Source organism: Pedobacter terrestris, assembly GCF_052343045.1.
Lineage (GTDB): Bacteria > Bacteroidota > Bacteroidia > Sphingobacteriales > Sphingobacteriaceae > Pedobacter.
This window is the reverse complement of the sequence record NZ_CP180264.1, coordinates 2,684,025-2,704,180: the sequence shown is the minus strand read 5'-3', so window position 1 is coordinate 2,704,180 and position 20,156 is coordinate 2,684,025. Positions and strand designations below refer to the sequence as shown.

General features: G+C 42.6%; 1 protein-coding gene. It reads left to right on the top strand.

The genetic code is table 11. The features are described 5' to 3' along the window. Positions 1-373: 373 nt before the first annotated feature. Entirely contained in the window at positions 374-20,140 is a 19,767-nt protein-coding gene (locus tag ACJVDH_RS11450) for a Calx-beta domain-containing protein (RefSeq protein ID WP_443943537.1), read from the top strand. The last annotated feature ends 16 nt before the right edge of the window (positions 20,141-20,156 follow it).

Sequence of the window (20,156 nt, the reverse complement as noted above, 5' to 3'; positions counted from 1 at the left end):
AGTAATGTGTCTGATTATCAGGTAAAGTTCTAATCTGATTTTAATTTTAAAAATACAACTATCGGTTGTATAGTCTTTCTTGCCGCAAATCAAATACTTGATTATGTTTGCATTATAAATAGAATTTACAAGAGAACTAAAATTTGTTTTGTCATTTTAGTCTAAAATCTGTAGTTTATAACAGACAAAAAAATAAAATTTATTTTATTGTAACGAAAATAATATACTTTTGTTAAGGTTCAGCCATGATTGAGGTTGTTCATTTTATTCAAAGTTTTTTAACGCAACTTATTACCCAGAATATAATTTTTTAAGACTTAGCTATTACAATTTAACTGCATCATCCCAATTGTTGCATTTTCTCGTTCCGTGTATGAATAAACCTTTACTATTGGTAGGCTTTGCCCTGTCTCTATCTTTCTTCTGCTATAAATTTTTAACGCACAAATCGTTTAAATATTTCGCATATTCCTTACTTGTTTCCTTAACGTTTATTTTTTTTACTGCTCCTGCTTTTGCGGATGGAAGTAAGGATTTGTACCAGGGCGCAACAGTTGGGAAACGCGCCTACATGTACAGTAACAATAACTTAACAGGTACAACTACTGCATCATGGCCATTTAAAACTTTGGGCACTCATTTTGCATATGCGCAAAGCGGAGAAACTTTAGCACTTGCCTTTAGTGCAGCCGGGGTAAGCGGTGGTAATCAGGCCATTCGGGTTACAGATCCATCCGGAAACCAGACCACTGTTTTAACCAGTGCGACTGTAGGTAAAATTACCAATAGAGCACAGGAAGCTGCCGGACCTAAAATAACTGCAACCGATAATGTTGCCAATCGTTATCTCCCTGCCTACTACCCTGTATTAACCACCGGTATTTACAAGATTGAGTTTCTGCCTGTGGGCGCAGCAGATGCTGCGAATGTAACGAATGCGGAAACCGGAACGATAAATAAATTATCAACAGACGATTGGGATGCGCCTACTACTACAAATAGTTTTAGCTTAATTGCCGCATGGGATGTTTCAGTAAGAAATGCAGCAGGAAATGCTTACTTACCAGGAAGAGTTTATACTAATTTACTTAACCTTTTGGTAATCAATACAGATTTTAGAGTAGGCTACTACGGTACAAACTGGGTTTTAACCAAAAACGGAAGGGCATATCGGGTAAAAACAAACGGTCTACACGGAGCCGGTTTTGCTTTTTTTGCCAATAATAAAGGGGTTGTAGATGCGAATGGGGCGCCAACATTTAAGAGTTTAAACACATCTGACCGAAACAGCGTTGTTGCTGCGATAAACGATCCGACAACACAGGATCAGAGCAGTCCGAGTATTCAGGTTACACATAAAATATTTTATACCGCACCGGCCGCAGATTTGCCGACATCAGATCAACCTGTATGTATAAGCGGCACAACGCCGACAACTACCTGGCTCAAGAAGACAGCAACAACGCCAACCATTTCTAACATTGGATTAACGGGAGTGGAGGGAACAAACAATCAAGCTGGCCAAAAAGGTGGTTACATCACCTTTGATGCTTCCGAAAACGGAACTTATATTATCACTATTCCAACTCCGGTACCGCGCATACTTACAGGTGATGCAACCGCAGGAAGCAATAGGGTATATTGGGACGGAAAGGATGGAAATGGAGTTTCTATGCCAGCAGGAACTGTAATCAGTAGTTTGAAAGTTAAATTGCAAACCGCAGAAGTCCATTTCCCTTACATCGATATGGAGATTAATCCAAACGGTGTAATCGTTGAACTTGCTGAAAATACTACAAATTATGTAATCAGAACAGGCAACTCAGACGCAACGGTATACAGTGATATCGTATATTGGAACGATTCTGATATTACAGGTGCCGGCACTTATCCTCGAAGTTCCTCTCCTCCTGTACAAACCGCGGGTACTTCATCCAATAATAATGGTCACAAATGGGGTGCTTATGTCACCACAACTAATAATTTTGGAGGTGTGCAAGGTAGTACAACAAATAATGGTACCGGGGTTTATGATTTCGGTAATGAAAAATTGATGGATACCTACGCATACATTGCTGGTTTGGAACAAACTAAAAGTGTAAACATCAGCGTTACAGTAGCCGATTTAAGAACAAGAAGCATTACTCCATCTACCACGGCTGCAGTTTCAGCCGGAAATACGGTAAGTTACACCGTCGTTGTCGAAAATATTAACAATTCCTCAACCGGAAGTACAAGTGCGGTTACGGGTGCGGGTTTCAATTTTACAGCACCTGCAGGTTTTACTATAACAAATGCAGTGCTTACCTCAAGCACCGGAACGGTTTCACAAACAAGCGGAACAATTTCGGGCTCTGCCTACAATTCCAGATTAAACATGTCGAGCGGTGCAACCGCTACGTATACCATTACCGGAACAGTTGGTACAACATTAGCGGGTACAAATATTTCCGTTGAAGCGAGTATGCTTCGTCCGGCAGATACAACCGATCCGGATGCGACAGATCCAACAACACAATCGACGCCGACAGACCCACATCTGGAATGTAAAAACGGTGGAACTACAGAAAGCTGTAATAACATTGCTTACAATACTGCGGTTGCAGTAAACAATTTTGCAAGCCTTGTGGCATCAAAACCGAATGCTTCAGAACCGGGCACCAACGGAGAGTTTACCATCAGTATTCAAAACAGCAGGCCAAATCCTACTGTTATTGGATATACCATTTCAGGTACCGCAACTCCAGGCAGCGATTACACTACATTAAGTGGAACAGCTACGATTCCTCCTGGCAGCACATCAGTAGTTGTGCCGGTTCAGGTAATTGATGACAATTTGGTTGAGGGTCTGGAAACGGTAGTCATGAATTTATCAACCGCCGATAATGGTGTATTGATTACACAGACTCCCGCCAATGCGGTTGCAACTGTAAACATTGCCGATGATGATGTCTCTGTCGCAACTATAGCAGCTGGTGTAACAGGTAATGAAACTGGTCCGGTTAATGGTACCTTTACGGTTACACTGAGTAAACCAAGTGTTAACCCAACAATTATAAGCTATACACTTTCAGGAACTGCAACAGAAGGTTCTGATTATACAAGCATAGCAGTTAAAACCATTACAATTCCTGCAAACACCACAACCGGAACCATCACGATTCCGGTAATTGACGATAGCATTGTAGAAGGAACTGAAACGGTTATTGCAACCTTATCGGGCCCAACAACGGGTACTGTAACCGTAAACACAACACCGGCGACCATCAATATTTTAGATAATGACGTTTCTGTGGTTTCTGTTGCCGCAACAACAAATGCTGCGGAGCCTGCAACAAACGGTGTGTTTACGTTTACAATGACCAAAGCCAGTTCTACACCAACCACAGTTACCTTTACAGTTACCGGAACGGCTACAAGCGGAACCGATTACACATCAATTGGTACAACATTTACCATTCCTGCTTTGGCCACTACTGCAACACTTTCTGTTCCGGTAATTGACGATGATTTGGTAGAAGGTACAGAAACAGTGATCCTTAAAATGGCATCAGCTACAAACAATCCGTTAATCACGGCAAATATGGCTTCAGTTCCGCTGAATATTGCTGATGATGATGTTTCTGTTGCTACAATAACTGCGGGAACAAATGGAGATGAAACTGGTCCGGTTAACGGAACATTTACAGTAACGTTAAGCAAACTGAGCAGTACGCCAACAACCATAAGTTATGCCTTGAGTGGGACTGCACTTGAAGGATCGGATTACAATACTATTGCTACAAAAACCGTCACAATTCCAGCCAATACAAAAACCGGAACTATCACCATTCCGGTAATTGATGATAGCCTGGTAGAAGGTACAGAAACTGTAATTGCAACTTTAACTGCACCAACAACAGGTAGCATTACTGTAAATACAACTCCGGCAACAATTAATATAATTGATAATGATGTAGCAACTGTTAGTGTTGCAGCAACTAAAGATGGTGTAGAACCGAATATTGCTGGTGAATTTACATTCACGATGACCAAAGCGTCGTCGACTGATACGAGGATTAACTTTGCAGTTTCAGGAACAGCAACATCGGGCGCAGATTTTACAGATCTGGGTACATTTATCATCATCCCGGCAGGAGAAACAACATACAAACTTTCTGTTCCTGTAATCAACGACAATATCGCCGAAGGGACAGAAACTGTTATCTTGACTATGAATGCGGCGACAAACAATAGCCGCATTACGGCAAGTACGAGTCCGGCAACTGTTAACATCATTGACAACGATACATCTGTAGCTACAATAACTTCAGGTATTGATGGAAAAGAGGAGGGACCAGTTAGCGGAACATTTACCATTACATTGAGTAACCCGGCTGCTCAGGCAACAACCATTTCGTACACACTCAGCGGAACAGCTACTGAAGGATTGGATTATTCCACCATTACAACTAAAACCGTTACAATTGCGGCCGGACAAACAACGGCCACAGTTACGATCCCGACTTTGACAGATGCTATTGTAGAAGGAACAGAAACGGTTATTGCTACATTAGGAACTTCAACCAGTAACCTGGTATCAATCAATACTACGCCGGCAACCATCAATATTATTGACAACACTAAAGCAACCGTTACAGTTGCTGCAACAGCAAATGGAGCAGAACCAAATACGCCAGGCCAGTTTACATTTACATTAAGCAATGTATCCACAACGGATACCCAGGTTAACTTTGTTATTTCAGGAACTGCAACGAATGGATCTGATTATTCGTCAATTGGTACTTCGGTTACTATCCCGGCAGGACAGACGATTTTTAGATTACCTGTAACAGTAATTGACGATCAAATTGTTGAGCCGACCGAAACAGTAATCCTGACCATGGCAGCGGCCACAAGCAATGCTGCAATTACGGCAAGTACAACCGCTGCAACTGTAAATATTACAGATAACGACATAGCTGTTGCAACAGTAACTGCAGGTATAAACGGTAACGAAACCGGTCCGGTAAATGGAACTTTCACCGTTACATTAAGCAAGGTTTCTGCTACAGATACTCAGATTTCTTATACCTTAGCGGGCACGGCAACAGAAGGAAGCGATTACAAAACCATTACCACAAAAACCATCACCATACCAGCCGGTACAACTACCGGAACAATTACAATAGAAGTACTTAAAGATGATATTACAGAAAGTACAGAAACTGTAATCGCAACCTTAACAGCGCCAACTACCGGAAATATTACTGTGAACACCGCGCCTGCATCAATCAATATTATCGATGCCAATACAGCGAGTATAAGTATTTCTACGGCTGCAACAATTGATGAGTCTGCTGGTTTGGCAACTTTCACGGTAACGCTGGATAATGCTGTTCAAAATGCTTTTACCGTTAATTATGCTACATCAAACGGAACAGCAACTGCAGGTTCTGATTATACAGCAGCAAGCGGAACATTAACTTTCCCTGCAAACTCACCTGCCGGAACAACTAAAACTTTTACCGTTCCGATTATAAACGACAATATTGCAGAACCAAATAAAACATTCAATGCTACAATAAGTAATGTAAGCGGAGGTGCTGTATTGATTTCGAATGCCACAGCAACAACCACGATAATAGACGATGATAAAGCTACAGCTACTATTGCAAAAGGTGTTGATGGAAATGAAAACGGACCAGCAAACGGAACATTTGTTGTTACTTTGAGCAATCCGTCTTACGCAGACACACAACTTACATTTACTTTAACAGGAACAGCAACGGAAGGCAGCGATTATACCGCTATTACCACTAAAACAGTTACTATTCCGGCTAATACGACTACAATTACCATCCCGATTCAGGTATTGACTGATAACCTGGTTGAAGGAACTGAAACGGTAATTGCAACATTAACGGCCTCAAACAATGCAACCGTTGGCTTTAGCAATGTTCCGGCAACGATAAACATTTTAGACAATACCAAATCAACCGTAACGGTTGTGGCCACTACAAATGGAGCAGAACCTGCAACAGCGGGCTTGTTCACATTTACAATGACTAATGCATCTACTACGGATACTCAGATTAATTTTACCGTAACCGGAACCGCAACAAGCGGCGTAGATTATACTTCTATCGGAACATCTGTTACCATAAAAGCCGGAGATAAAACGGCTACAGTAAGTGTTCCCGTTCTGGATGATTTATTGGCAGAAGGTAATGAAACCGTTATTTTAACAATGGCCGCTGCTACAAACAATGCAGCTATAACAGCCAGCACTACACCTGCAACGGTTAATATTGCCGATAACGATGTGGCAACGGTTGCCGTAAATAGTGTTACTGTTAACGAAAGTGCCGGCAATGCTGTATTTACAGTAACCCTTACCGGAAATGTTCAAAACGCATTTACCGTTAATTTTACTACTGCAAATGGCACAGCACTTTCCGGATCGGATTATACCGCAACAACATCAAGCGTTACATTCCCGGCAAATTCTGTTAGCGGCGCTACGCAAACATTTAACATTCCGATTATTAATGATGATATTGCTGAACTTACAGAAACCTTCACGGTAACGTTAACTTCAGTTGGTGCCGGTTCGCCGGTTACCATTCCGAATGCAGGTGCAACCGGAACGGCAACTATTTTAGATAACGATGCGGCAAGCGTTGCAATCAATAGTGTAACTGCATCAGAAAATGTTGGCAATATGATGTTTACGGTTACATTAACCGGAAATATTCAGGATGCGCTTACCGTAACGTACACAACATCTGATAATACAGCAACGGCCGGATCAGACTATATCGCGAAAACGGGTACCGTAACTTTCCCTGCGGGATCAAGAAGCGGAGCGACCCAACCAATTTCTATTTCGATCATTGATGATTTGGTTCGCGAACCGTCAGAAAATTTCAAAGTAACATTAAGCAATCCAACTGCTCCACTTACAATTTCTCAGGCAGAAGGTATCGGAACAATTACCGATAATGATGTTGCAACTGTAAGCATTTCGGCAACGCCAACATCTGTTGATGAATCTGCCGGTGTGGCGACTTTTACTGTAACGCTTAACAATGCGGTACAGGAAGCATTTACCGTAAATTTTGCTACGGCAAATGGAACGGCGACTTCTGGCGCCGGACAAGACTATACTGAAACTGTAGGAACACTAAGTTTCCCGGCAAATTCTCCGGCAAATACCAAACTTACTTTTACCGTTCCTATTAATGACGACAACCTGATTGAAGGCAACGAAACCTTCTCCGCATCCATAAGTAATATTAGCGGTGGGTTAGTGACTATTGCTACTGGTACGGCTACAGTAACTATTGTAGATAATGATACCGCTACTGCTACAATTACTGCAGGTACAAACGGATCGGAAAACGGACCGGTGAATGGAACGTTTACCGTTACATTAAGCAAACCTTCTGCTACCGATACGCAAATTACATATACATTGGCTGGCACAGCAACAGAAGGAAGTGATTATAGTCCAATCACAACAAAAACCATTACCATTCCGGCCAACCAAACAACAGCAACCATTACCATTCCGGTATTAACCGATAATCTGGTAGAAGGTACAGAAACTGTAATTGCAACTCTTGGTACATCAAGCAACACGGCAGTGACCACAAATACAACGCCTGCAACGATTAACATTACAGACAATACAACTTCTGTCGTTACAGTTACTGCCACGGCAAATGCTGCAGAACCGAATACTACAGGTAGCTTCACCTTTGCGCTTAGCAATATTTCTACAACCGATACTAAAGTATCTTTCACTGTTACAGGAACCGCTACAAGCGCAATAGATTATACTTCGCTGGGTACATCTGTTATTATCCCGGCAGGTCAGAAAACGTTGGTACTTCCGGTTACGGTTATTGACGATGATATTGTAGAAGGGCAGGAAACTGTAATTCTTACAATGGCAGCAACAACAGATAATGCTGTAATTTCTGCAAGTACTACAGCTGCAACAGTAAACATTGCCGATGATGATACCGCAACGGCAACTATTGCCGCAGGCGTTACCGGAAATGAAAACGGTCCAGTTAATGGTACATTTATAGTTACACTAAGCAAAGTATCTGCAACAGATACGCAGATTACCTATACTTTAGCTGGAACGGCTACAGAGGGAAGCGATTACTCTACAATCACGACCAAAACGGTAACTATTCCGGCCGGTACAAAAACAGCAACCATTACTATTCCGGTATTAACCGACAATTTGCTAGAAGGAACGGAAACCGTAATTGCTACTTTGGGTAATTCATCTAATCCTTTAGTTTCGGTAAACAACAATCCTGCAACAATTAATATTTTAGATAACAATACAGCCAGCGTAAGCATTACCACTGCACCAAGTGTGCAAGAATCTGCAGGTAATGCTGTGTTTTCTGTAACCTTGAATAATGCAGTACAATATGAATTCACAGTAGATTACGCAACTGCAAATGGTACGGCACTTGCCGGATCTGATTATACTGCAACAAGCGGCACACTAAAATTCCCGGCAGGTTCTGCTGCAGGAACAGTTTTAACGTTTAGCGTTCCGATTATTGATGATAATTTGGTAGAACCTTCAGAAACTTTTAGTGCTACATTAAGTAACATAACTGGCGGATTAGTAACCATTAATGCTGCAACTGCAATTGTTTCTATAACGGATAACGACAGCTCTGTGGCCAGCATTGCACCGGGCGTTAATGGTGATGAAACTGGTCCGAAAGAGGGAACATTTATCGTAACATTGAGTAACCCATCATCAACCGCTACCAATATTACGTACACTTTAGCAGGTACTGCAACAGAAGGCTCGGACTATACAACCATAACCAATAAAACCATTACGATCCCTGCGGGAGAAACCAAAGCTACTATTACAATACCGGTATTGGCTGATGCGATTAGCGAATCTACAGAAACTGTAATTGCTACACTTCAGGCTTCAAGCAATGCGAGAATTACAATTGATAATACGCCGGCAACCATCAATATTATTGATGCAAATACAGCAAGCGTAAGCATCTCAACAGATCCAAATGTAAACGAAGGCAGTTTGGCGACATTTACCGTAACATTGAATAATGCGGTACAAAATGCTTTCCGCGTAGATTATGCAACAGTAGATGGAACAGCTAAAGCCGGATCAGATTACACGGCAAAAGCGGGTTTCTTAGAGTTTCTGGCAAATTCTCCGGCAGGCACACAACTGACTTTTACAGTTCAGACGCTTGCAGATAATCTTACAGAACCTGCAGAAACATTCTCAGCAACTTTAACGAGTATTACGGGCGGCGTTGTGGTGATCAGCAATGCAACAGCAACCACAACAATTGTAGATCAAGACAAATCTGTGGCTACAATTGCCAAAGGTTTAGATGGCAGAGAAAATGGTCCAACCAACGGAACATTTGTAGTTACGTTAAGCAAACCATCATCTGTTGATACACAAATTACCTATACCTTAACCGGCACTGCAACAGAAGGTGCAGATTATACAGCCATCACAACTAAAACCGTTATCATCCCTGCGTTGCAAACAACTGCAACCATTTTGATTCAGGTAAAAACGGATGATATTGTAGAAGGAGATGAAACGGTTATTGCAACCTTAACCTCATCTGCAAATAACCTGGTTAGCGTAGACGGAACGCCAGCACAACTGACCATACAAGACAATACGCTTTCTACCGTAACTGTTGCCGCAACTGCGGATGGTGCAGAACCATTAAAACCAGGCGAGTTTACATTTACGCTAAGCAATGTATCTACTACAGATACGCAGATTAACTTTACCGTTTCTGGTACAGCAACCAGTGGAAAAGATTATACTTCAATCGGTACTTCAATAGTGATCCCGGCAGGAAAAACTTCGGCTACACTTGCTGTACCTGTTCTGGATGATAACATTGCAGAGGGCAATGAAACGGTTATTTTAACAATGACTGCGGCAACCAGCAACGCGGCAATTACCGCAAATACTGCGCCTGCAACTGTAAATATTGTAGATAACGATACTTCAGTTGCCGCTATCACACCAGGAAACGAGGGCAATGAAAACGGCCCGGTTAACGGGACGTTTGTGGTTACATTGAGCAATCCATCATCGGTAGATACGCAGATCAGCTACTCTTTAGGAGGTACAGCAACGGAAGGAAGCGACTTTACATCAATCCAGAACAAAATAATTACGATTCCGGCTGGCTCAACCACGGGTACAATTGTCATTCCGGTACTGAACGATAACATTGTTGAAGGCACAGAAACGGTTATTGCAACACTTCTTACTTCTAATAATCCTTTAGTTGGAATCAGCAACGTTCCGGCATCGATCAACATTATCGATAATTCTTCTGCTACAGTTACTGTGGTGGCCAGTGCAAACGTAAGTGAACCGAACACTCCAGGCCAGTTTACTTTTGTATTAAGCAATCCATCAACAACAAATACGCAAATTTCATTTACCGTTTCTGGTACAGCAACCAGCGGGATAGATTATAAAACACTGGTAAATACGGTAACCATCCTTGCAGGAGAAACTACAGCGACACTTCCTGTTGAGGTAATTGATGATAATCTTGTTGAAGGCGTAGAAACCGTAGTATTAACACTAACGGCTGCAACAAACAACAGCTCAATTACGGCAAATACCACACCAGTAACACTTAATATTAATGATGATGATACCGCAACGGCAACTATTACTGCCGGAAATCAAGGTAGTGAGAATGGTCCGGTGAATGGAACATTTACCATTACCTTATCAAAACCATCTGCTACAGATACGCAAGTCAGTTTCACACTTGGCGGAACGGCAACAGAAGGTTTGGATTATACATCGTTAACAACCAAAACCATTATTATCCCGGCCAACCAGACTTCTGTCACCATTACTATTCCGGTTTTGGCTGATAATCTGGTTGAAGGTACAGAAACGGTTGTAGCTACGCTAACATCGAGTACTAATCCGCTGATTTCAATTAGCAATGTGCCGGCTACTATCAATATTACCGACAATACGGTAGCAACCGTTACTGTTGCAGCAACTGCTAACGGAGCAGAACCGAACACGCCTGGCCAGTTTACCTTTACTTTAAGTAATGTATCGACAACAGATACCAAAATTACCTTTGGTTTAAGCGGTACAGCAGTTAACGGAACAGATTATACCATCACCGGCAATACTGTAACTATTCCGGCTGGCCAGACAAAAGCGATTTTGAGTGTTCCGGTTATTGACGATAACATTGTTGAAGGAACTGAAACGGTAATTTTAACAATGGATGCAGCAACCAACAACACGTTAATTACTGCAAGTACTACACCAGCGACAGTAAATATTACAGATAACGATACCGCAGTGGCTACCATAACTGCTGGTACCAATGGAAACGAAAACGGACAGGTGTCCGGAACTTTTACCGTAAACCTAAGTAATCCTTCCAATACAGATACCCAGGTTACATTTACGCTTGGCGGAACAGCCACAGAAGGTAGCGATTACACCGCTATTCCTACCAAAACGGTAACGATTCCTGCAGGAGCTACTCAGGCAACAATTTCGATTCCGGTACTGGCTGATGCCATTGTTGAAGGTACAGAAACTGTAGTGGCAACTTTAACCGGAACCAATAATACGGCGATAACAGTTAATGCCACTTCTGCAAGCATCAATATATTGGATAACAATACAGCTTCTGTAAGTATAAGTACAGAGCCAACCATTAGCGAATCTGCAGGTACAGCAGTGTTTAGCGTAACATTAAGCGCGGCAGTACAAAATTCATTTTCTGTAGATTATGCTACAGCAGATGGAACCGCTATTGCAGGTGCTGATTATTCGGCTAAAACCGGAACGCTGACCTTCCCGGCAAATTCTCCGGCAGGAACAGTGTTGACTTTTAGTGTGCCAATTATTGATGATAATTTGGTAGAACCTTCTGAAACTTTCTCGGCAACATTGAGCAATATTCAAGGTGGTTTAGTAACAATTGCAACGGCTACAGCAACGGTAACCATTACCGATAACGACAGTTCTGTTGCATCTATTGCCGCAGGAACAAATGGTAATGAAACCGGCCCTACAAACGGAACTTTTATTATTACGTTAAGCAATCCTTCATCAACGGATACTCAAATTACCTATACGTTAGCAGGTACCGCCACAGAAGGAAGCGATTATAAAACCATTACTACTAAAACAGTAACTATCCCGGCAGGAAAAACTTCTGCAACTATTGAGATTGAAGTGCTTACAGATGAGGTTGCCGAAAGTACCGAAACCGTAATCGCTACTTTGGGAACAAGCAATAACAATGTTGTAACCGTAAATAAAACACCAGCCAGCATTAATATTATCGATGCAAATACTGCAAATGTGAGCATTTCTATCAGCGCACCAAGCGTTAGTGAAGGCGTTGGCAGTGTTACACTTTCTGTAAAACTGAGTATTGCAGTTCAAAATAGTTTCACTGTAGATTATGCTACAGCAAACGGAACAGCACTTGCTGGTTTAGATTACACAGCAACCGGCGGAACCTTAACTTTCCCGGCAAACTCTCCGGCAGGTACAACGCTTACGGTATCTATTCCGATTATCGACGATAATATTGTTGAAGAATCTGAATCATTTACCGTTGGAATAAGCAACGTTACCGGCGCAGATGTTGCTATAGGTACTAGTCCGGCTACAGTTGTAATTGCAGATAATGATACCGCAATTGCAACTATTACGGCAGCTGGAGATGGTAATGAAAACGGATTAATTGATGGTCAGTTCAAAGTGGCTTTGAGTAATCCGGCTTCAACCAATACAACAATCACATTTTCATTAGCAGGTACAGCAACAGAAAGTTTAGATTACAGTGCTGTAACCAAAACGATAGTAATCCCGGCCGGAGAAACTTCTGCAATCATTACCATTCCGGTATTGGAAGATGCTTTGGCAGAGGGCACAGAAACCGTTATTGCAACTTTATTAAGTACATCTAATGCCGCAATATCGGTAAACAATTCTCCGGCAACCATCAATATTTTAGATGAAGACGTAGCAACAGTAAGTATTTCTACAACTCCGGTAATTAATGAAGATGCACGTTTTGCAACCTTTACGGTTACTTTAAATCACGCGGTTCAGGCAGCATTTAATGTTGACTATACGACCACAAATGGTACAGCTTTGGCCGGATCTGATTATACTGCAACATCGGGTACATTGAAATTCCCTGCCAATTCTCCGGCAGGTACTAAACTTACTTTTGATGTAGCGATTAATGACGATAATCTGGTAGAACCAACAGAAACCTTCAGTGCATCTGTAAGTAATGTTACCGGTTCTGTTGTTACACTCGGAAACAGCACTGCAACAGTAAGTATTATCGATAATGATACCGCTGTGGCTACAGTATTGGCTGCGACAAATGGAAATGAAGCAGGTCCGGTGAATGGAACTTTCACGGTTAATCTGAGCAATCCATCATCAACAGATACACAACTTACCTTCAGCTTAGGCGGAACTGCAACAGAAGGAAATGATTACACTACAGTAATTAAAACCATAACCATCCCGGCAAATGCCACCACAGCAACCATTACCATTCCGGTATTGAGAGATGATATTGTAGAAGGGAATGAAACGGTTATTGCAACATTAACCAACACCAGTAACCCGGCAATTACGGTTGATGCTACACCGGCAACAATTAATATTCTGGATGATAATTCGGTATCGGTTACACTTACTGTAACCGCTGCCAGTGTTGATGAAGCCGCAGGTACTGCAACCTTTAAAGTAACGGTGAGCGGAGCGGTTCAGAATGCATTTAGCGTAGATTACCGAACGATAGATGGAACGGCTACCGCCGGATTGGATTACGTATCTACTAGCGGAACTTTACATTTCCCAGCAGGTACAGCGGCAGGTTCTAGTTTAACCTTTACCGTACCAATTATTGACGACAACATTGCCGAACCAAATGAAACATTTAGTTCTGTGATCAGTAACGTAACTGGTGGTTTGGTTACTATTGCCAACAATACCGCAACCATTACAATTGTAGATAATGATGCAGCCAAAGTAAGTGTTGCAGCAGGCTTAAATGGAGATGAAGCAGGTCCGGTAAATGGAACGTTTATATTTAGTTTAACGAATCCGGCATCGGCAGATACTCAGATAAGTTACACTCTAGCGGGTACAGCCGCAGAAGGTGCAGATTATACTGCAATAGCAACCAAAACGGTAACTATCCCGGCAGGTGAAACTTCTGTAACCCTTAATATTGGAACTTTGGCAGATGATGTTGTTGAAGGCACAGAAAATGTTTCTCTAACACTAACTTCGTCAAATAACCCAACAGTAACGCTTGGCAATACCAATGCTTCGATCAATATTTTTGACAATACAGAATCGATAGTAACGGTTACAGCAACTGCAGATGGTGCTGAGCCGGCCACACCTGGCGAGTTTACATTTACATTAAGTAATGTATCTACAACAGATACACGAGTAAGTTTCAGTATTTCTGGTTCTGCAACAAGCGGTGCAGACTATACGGCATTACCTACAACAATTACAATTCCGGCAGGACAGAAATCTATCACACTTCCAGTGCCTGTATTGAATGATAACGTTGTAGAGGGCACAGAAACAGTAATTCTAACTATGAACCCGGCTACCAGCAATCCGTCAATTTCTGCAAGCACAACGCCGGCAATTGTGAATATTACAGATAGCGGATCGTCTATTGCAACCATAACTGCCGGTACAAACGGAAACGAAAATGGTTTGCAAAAAGGAACATTTGAGGTTACGTTGAGTAACATTTCATCTACAGATACGCAACTCACTTTTGAGTTGAGCGGAACCGCGACTGAAGGCTCAGATTATACAGCAATTACAAAAACGGTAACTATACCGGCTGGTACAACTACTGCAACCATCGATATCCCGGTATTGGCCGATGCTCTTGTAGAAGGAACGGAAACTGTGATCGCCACTTTAGTAGCATCTGGTAATCCGCTAATTACCGTAAGTAAAGTGCCGGCAACAATCACCATTGCCGACAACAATACCGCTTCGTTAAGCATCTCTACCGCAACAAACGTTAATGAGTGGGCAGGTACAGCAACCTTTACCGTAACGTTAAACAATGCTGTTCAGAATGCATTTACGGTAGATTATACAACAGTAGATGGAACTGCAATAGCTGGCGCAGATTATACTGCAACAGTAGGCACACTTACTTTCCCTGCAGGTTCTGCAGCGGGTACGGCGCTTACCTTTACCGTTCCGGTAATTAATGATAAACTGGTAGAACCGAGTGAAACTTTCTCTGCAACGATCAGTAACGTAAGCGGAGGACTGGTTACAATTGCGACAGCAACCGCAACAACCTCAATTTTGGATGATGACACAGCCGTGGCTATGGTTGCAGCTGGTGTCGATGGAAATGAATCTGGCCCTAAAAACGGAACATTCATTGTTACTTTAAGCAATCCATCATCAACAGATACCAAAATTACTTTTGAGCTTGGCGGTACAGCTTCTGCACTTGATTATGGTCCGGTTACAACTACAGTAATTTTCCCGGCGGGTGAAACCACAGCAACGATCCAGATTCCGGTATTAACCGATAATTTGGTTGAAGGCAATGAAACCATAACGGTGAAATTGTTGTCGACAGATAATAGCGCAATAACTGTAAATGCAAGTTTGGCAACAATAAATATAATCGATGCCAATACTGCAACGGTTACAGTTGCAGCAACAGCCGATGGTGCTGAACCAAATACGCCAGGTCAGTTTACGTTCACATTAAGTACACCTTCTAGTACAGATACTCAAGTCACATTTACTGTTGGCGGAACAGCAACGCCAGGTAGCGATTATACAGCGTTGCCAGCAACAATTACTATCCCGGCGGGGCAAACTTCAATTGCTTTGAGCGTGCCAGTTCTGGACGATAATATTCAGGAAGGAACAGAAACTGTTGTATTGACCATGCTTGCAGCAACAAACAATACTTCGATTAAAGCAAGTACAATACCAGCGGTAGTGAATATTTTAGATAACCGTCCGCCGGTTGCAACATCGCCAGATATTACAACGGCAGAAGATACTCCGGTTAGCGGAACAGTTACAGCGAGTGATCCAGACGGAAATCCGCTTACTTATACAATCGGTTCAGCTCCGGGTCACGGTACCATTGTGGTGAATACGGATGGAACGTATACGTATACTCCGGCAGCAAATTATAACGGAACAGATGTGTTTAGCGTAACCGTGAGTGATGGAAAAGGCGGCACAACTACAGTAACTATCAATGTGACCGTTACGCCTGTTAATGATCCACCGGTTGCAAGTGCACCAAATATTACAACAGCAGAAGATACGCCGATAAACGGAACCATTACTGCGAGCGATGCAGATGGCGATGTGCTTACTTTTACGGTAACTACACTTCCGGCACATGGCACAGTTGTAGTAAATGCCGATGGAACATACACTTATACACCAGCAAAAGATTACAACGGAACGGATAGCTTTACAGTAACTGTAAGTGATGGCAATGGAGGCAGTACAACCGTTACAATCGGCGTGACCATTACACCGGTTAATGATGCACCAGTGGCAACCGCACCAACACTAACAACCGCAGAGGATATACCAGTGAGTGGTGCCATTACAGCAAGTGATGTTGATGGAGATCCGCTTTCATTTGCGGTTTCTACACCTCCTGCAAACGGAACAGTTGTTATGAATGCAAATGGAACATTTACATATTCACCGAATGCAAATTATAATGGCACAGATCTTTTCACGGTAACCGTTAGCGATGGTAAAGGTGGAAATACCACAGTAACCGTAAATATTACAATAACACCTGTAAATGATGCGCCAACTGCAACCGCACCTGCAGTGACAACGCCGGAAAATACACCTGTGAACGGAGTAATTTCTGCGAACGATGTTGATGGTGATCCACTAAGTTTCACCGTTACTACTGCACCTGCACACGGTACTGTTGTATTAAATGCAGATGGAACATTTACTTATGTTCCGGCAACAAATTACAATGGAACCGATAGTTTTGTGGTGACTGTAAGCGATGGTAAAGGGGGAACAACAACCGTAACCGTAAACATCACTGTAACTTCTGTAAATGAAGCTCCAGTTGCAAGTGCCACACCGATTACCACTACAAGTAATACACCAGCGAACGGAACCATTACCGCAACAGATGCGGATGGCGATCCATTAACGTTCACTGTAGGTACACAACCTGCAAATGGAACGGCTGTATTGAATGCTGATGGAACATTTACCTACACACCGGCAACTGATTTCGTAGGGTCAGATAGCTTCACCGTAATTGTAAGCGACGGACAAGGCGGCACAGTTACCGTAACGGTAAATGTAACCGTAACCCAAGGCAACCGTGCGCCGGTAGTTACTGCACCTGCAATTTCTACGAATGTAAATACTCCGGTTAACGGAACGATTACTGCAACAGATGCCGATGGCGATCCATTGACATTTACAGTAACCACGCAACCAACAAATGGAACAGTAGTCTTGAATGCAGACGGAACGTATACTTATACACCAGCAAATGGTTACGTAGGAACAGATAGTTTTGTGGTGACTGTTAGCGACGGTAAAGGTGGCACAACGCCGGTAACCATCAGCGTTAGCGTAACCCAAGGCAACCGTGCGCCGGTAGTTACTGCACCTGCAATTTCTACGAATGTAAATACTCCGGTTAATGGAACGATTACTGCAACAGATGCCGATGGCGATCCATTAACATTTACAGTAACCACGCAACCAACAAATGGAAAAGTAGTCTTAAATGCAGACGGAACGTATACCTATACACCAGCAAATGGTTACATAGGAACCGATAGTTTTGTGGTGACTGTTAGCGACGGTAAAGGTGGCACAACGCCGGTAACCATCAGCGTTAGCGTAACCCAAGGCAACCGTGCACCGGTAGTTACTGCACCTGCTATTTCTACTAATGTAAATACTCCGGTTAACGGAACGATTACTGCAACAGATGCAGATGACGATCCACTTACGTTTACTGTTGGTACGCAACCTGCAAACGGAACAGTAGTATTAAACGCTGATGGAACATTTACCTACACACCAGCAAATGGTTTCGTTGGAACAGATAGTTTCACGGTAACGGTTAGCGATGGCAAAGGTGGAACAACCACCGTAACTGTAAATGTTAGCGTTACCCAAGGTAACCGTGCACCGGTAGTTACTGCACCTGCAATTTCTACGATTGTAAATATTCCGGTTAATGGAACGATTACTGCAACAGATGCCGATGGCGATCCATTGACATTTACAGTAACTACGCAACCAACAAATGGAACAGTGGTCTTGAATGCGAACGGAACGTATACCTATACACCAGCAAATGGTTATATAGGAACCGATAGTTTTGTGGTGACTGTGAGTGACGGCAAAGGCGGTACAACAACTGCAACGGTAAATGTAACCGTGAATCAGGTAAATGCTGCCTCGATCAGCCTGACCAAAATTGCCACAAATTCAGTAAGTAAAGTTGGCGATGTAATCAATTATAGAATCATTGTAAGCAATACAGGTAATGTAACACTTACCAATATAGCGATTACAGATGCCGGTGCTGATGTTGGTTCAATTACACCATCCGGAATTGCAAACCTTGCACCGGGTGCCAGCATCACTGCAACGGCTAAACATACGCTTACGTTAACGGAAGTAAATTCAGGCGCATTTAGTAATCAGGCTTCAGTGGTTGCCCAAACACCAACCGGAACTGTGCTGAATCAGTTGTCTGATGATCCGAATACACCGGCGTTAAACGATGCTACTGTAACTAAAATTGCACCAGCAGGTACCATTACATTAGTTAAAACCGGCGTGTTAAGCAGCGATGGAAACAGCATCAACTATACATTCACCGTACACAATACCGGTAATGTTACCTTACACGTAATTACACTTACAGATTCTAAATTGAACCTGAACCGGGTAATACCAGGAACTCTGGCACCAGGTGCATCGGTAAGCGACAATTTCGTATACACCCTTACCCAGGCAGATAAAGATGCAGCCAGTATAACCAATACAGCTACAATTACCGGTCAGACGCCAGATAACATCGCTGTATCAGATATTTCCGGTACTGCAGAAAATAACGATACGCCAACAGTTACCGCGATTGCAGCAAATGCATCGATTGCATTGGTTAAAACGGCAACATACAGCGGCAACACTGTAACGTATACGTTTACCATTGAAAACACCGGTAGCCAAACCTTAAACACAATTACGCTTACAGATGCAAAACTTCGTTTGTCAAATAAAGTAATTGCAGTAGCAGGCGGCTTACTTCCTGGTGCAAGCGTTACAGATACTGAGGTATACACACTTACTCAGGCAGATAAAGATGCCGGTACAGTAACCAATACCGCATCTGTTAGTGCGTTAACCATTGCTGGCGCGGTAGTGTCTGATATTTCAGGAACCTCAGAAGCCAACAATACACCAACAGTAATTACATTCCCGGTTTCTCCGGTTGCTGTTGATGATAAAGCACAAACAGCGGCAAATGTTCCGGTGGTGATTAGTGTATTGACGAATGATAATCCGGGTAACTCTACTTTTGATCGTACATCAATAGAAATTGTTTCTCAACCTAAATTCGGAACCGTACGCGTTAACGGTGATGGAACTGTTACATATACGCCAGGACCAGGTTATACCGGTGAAGATACCTTCACGTATAGAGTTAAAGATGCCAATGGTTACTACACCAATGTGGCTACAGTAACCATCACATCTAACTTTACGGATATCACCATCCCGAATCTGTTTACACCAAATGGAGATGGAAGAAATGATACGTTCGAAATCAGAGGATTGAATCAATACCAGGAAACCGAATTGAGTATTGTTAACCGTTGGGGTAATGAAGTTTATCACTCAAGAGGATATCAAAACAACTGGACAGGTGAAGGTCTGAATGAAGGAACATATTATTACTTGCTTCGTGCGAAGAGAGCCGGAAGCAATGAGTGGACCGTATTCAAAGGATACATTACATTAATCAGGGCGTTTAAAAACTAAGATAGGAGCGAAGGGA

What these genes read in the sequence shown, in the direction of transcription:
- ACJVDH_RS11450 (WP_443943537.1), top strand. Translation starts at nt 374, where the DNA reads ATGAATAAACCTTTACTATTGGTAGGCTTTGCCCTGTCTCTATCTTTC.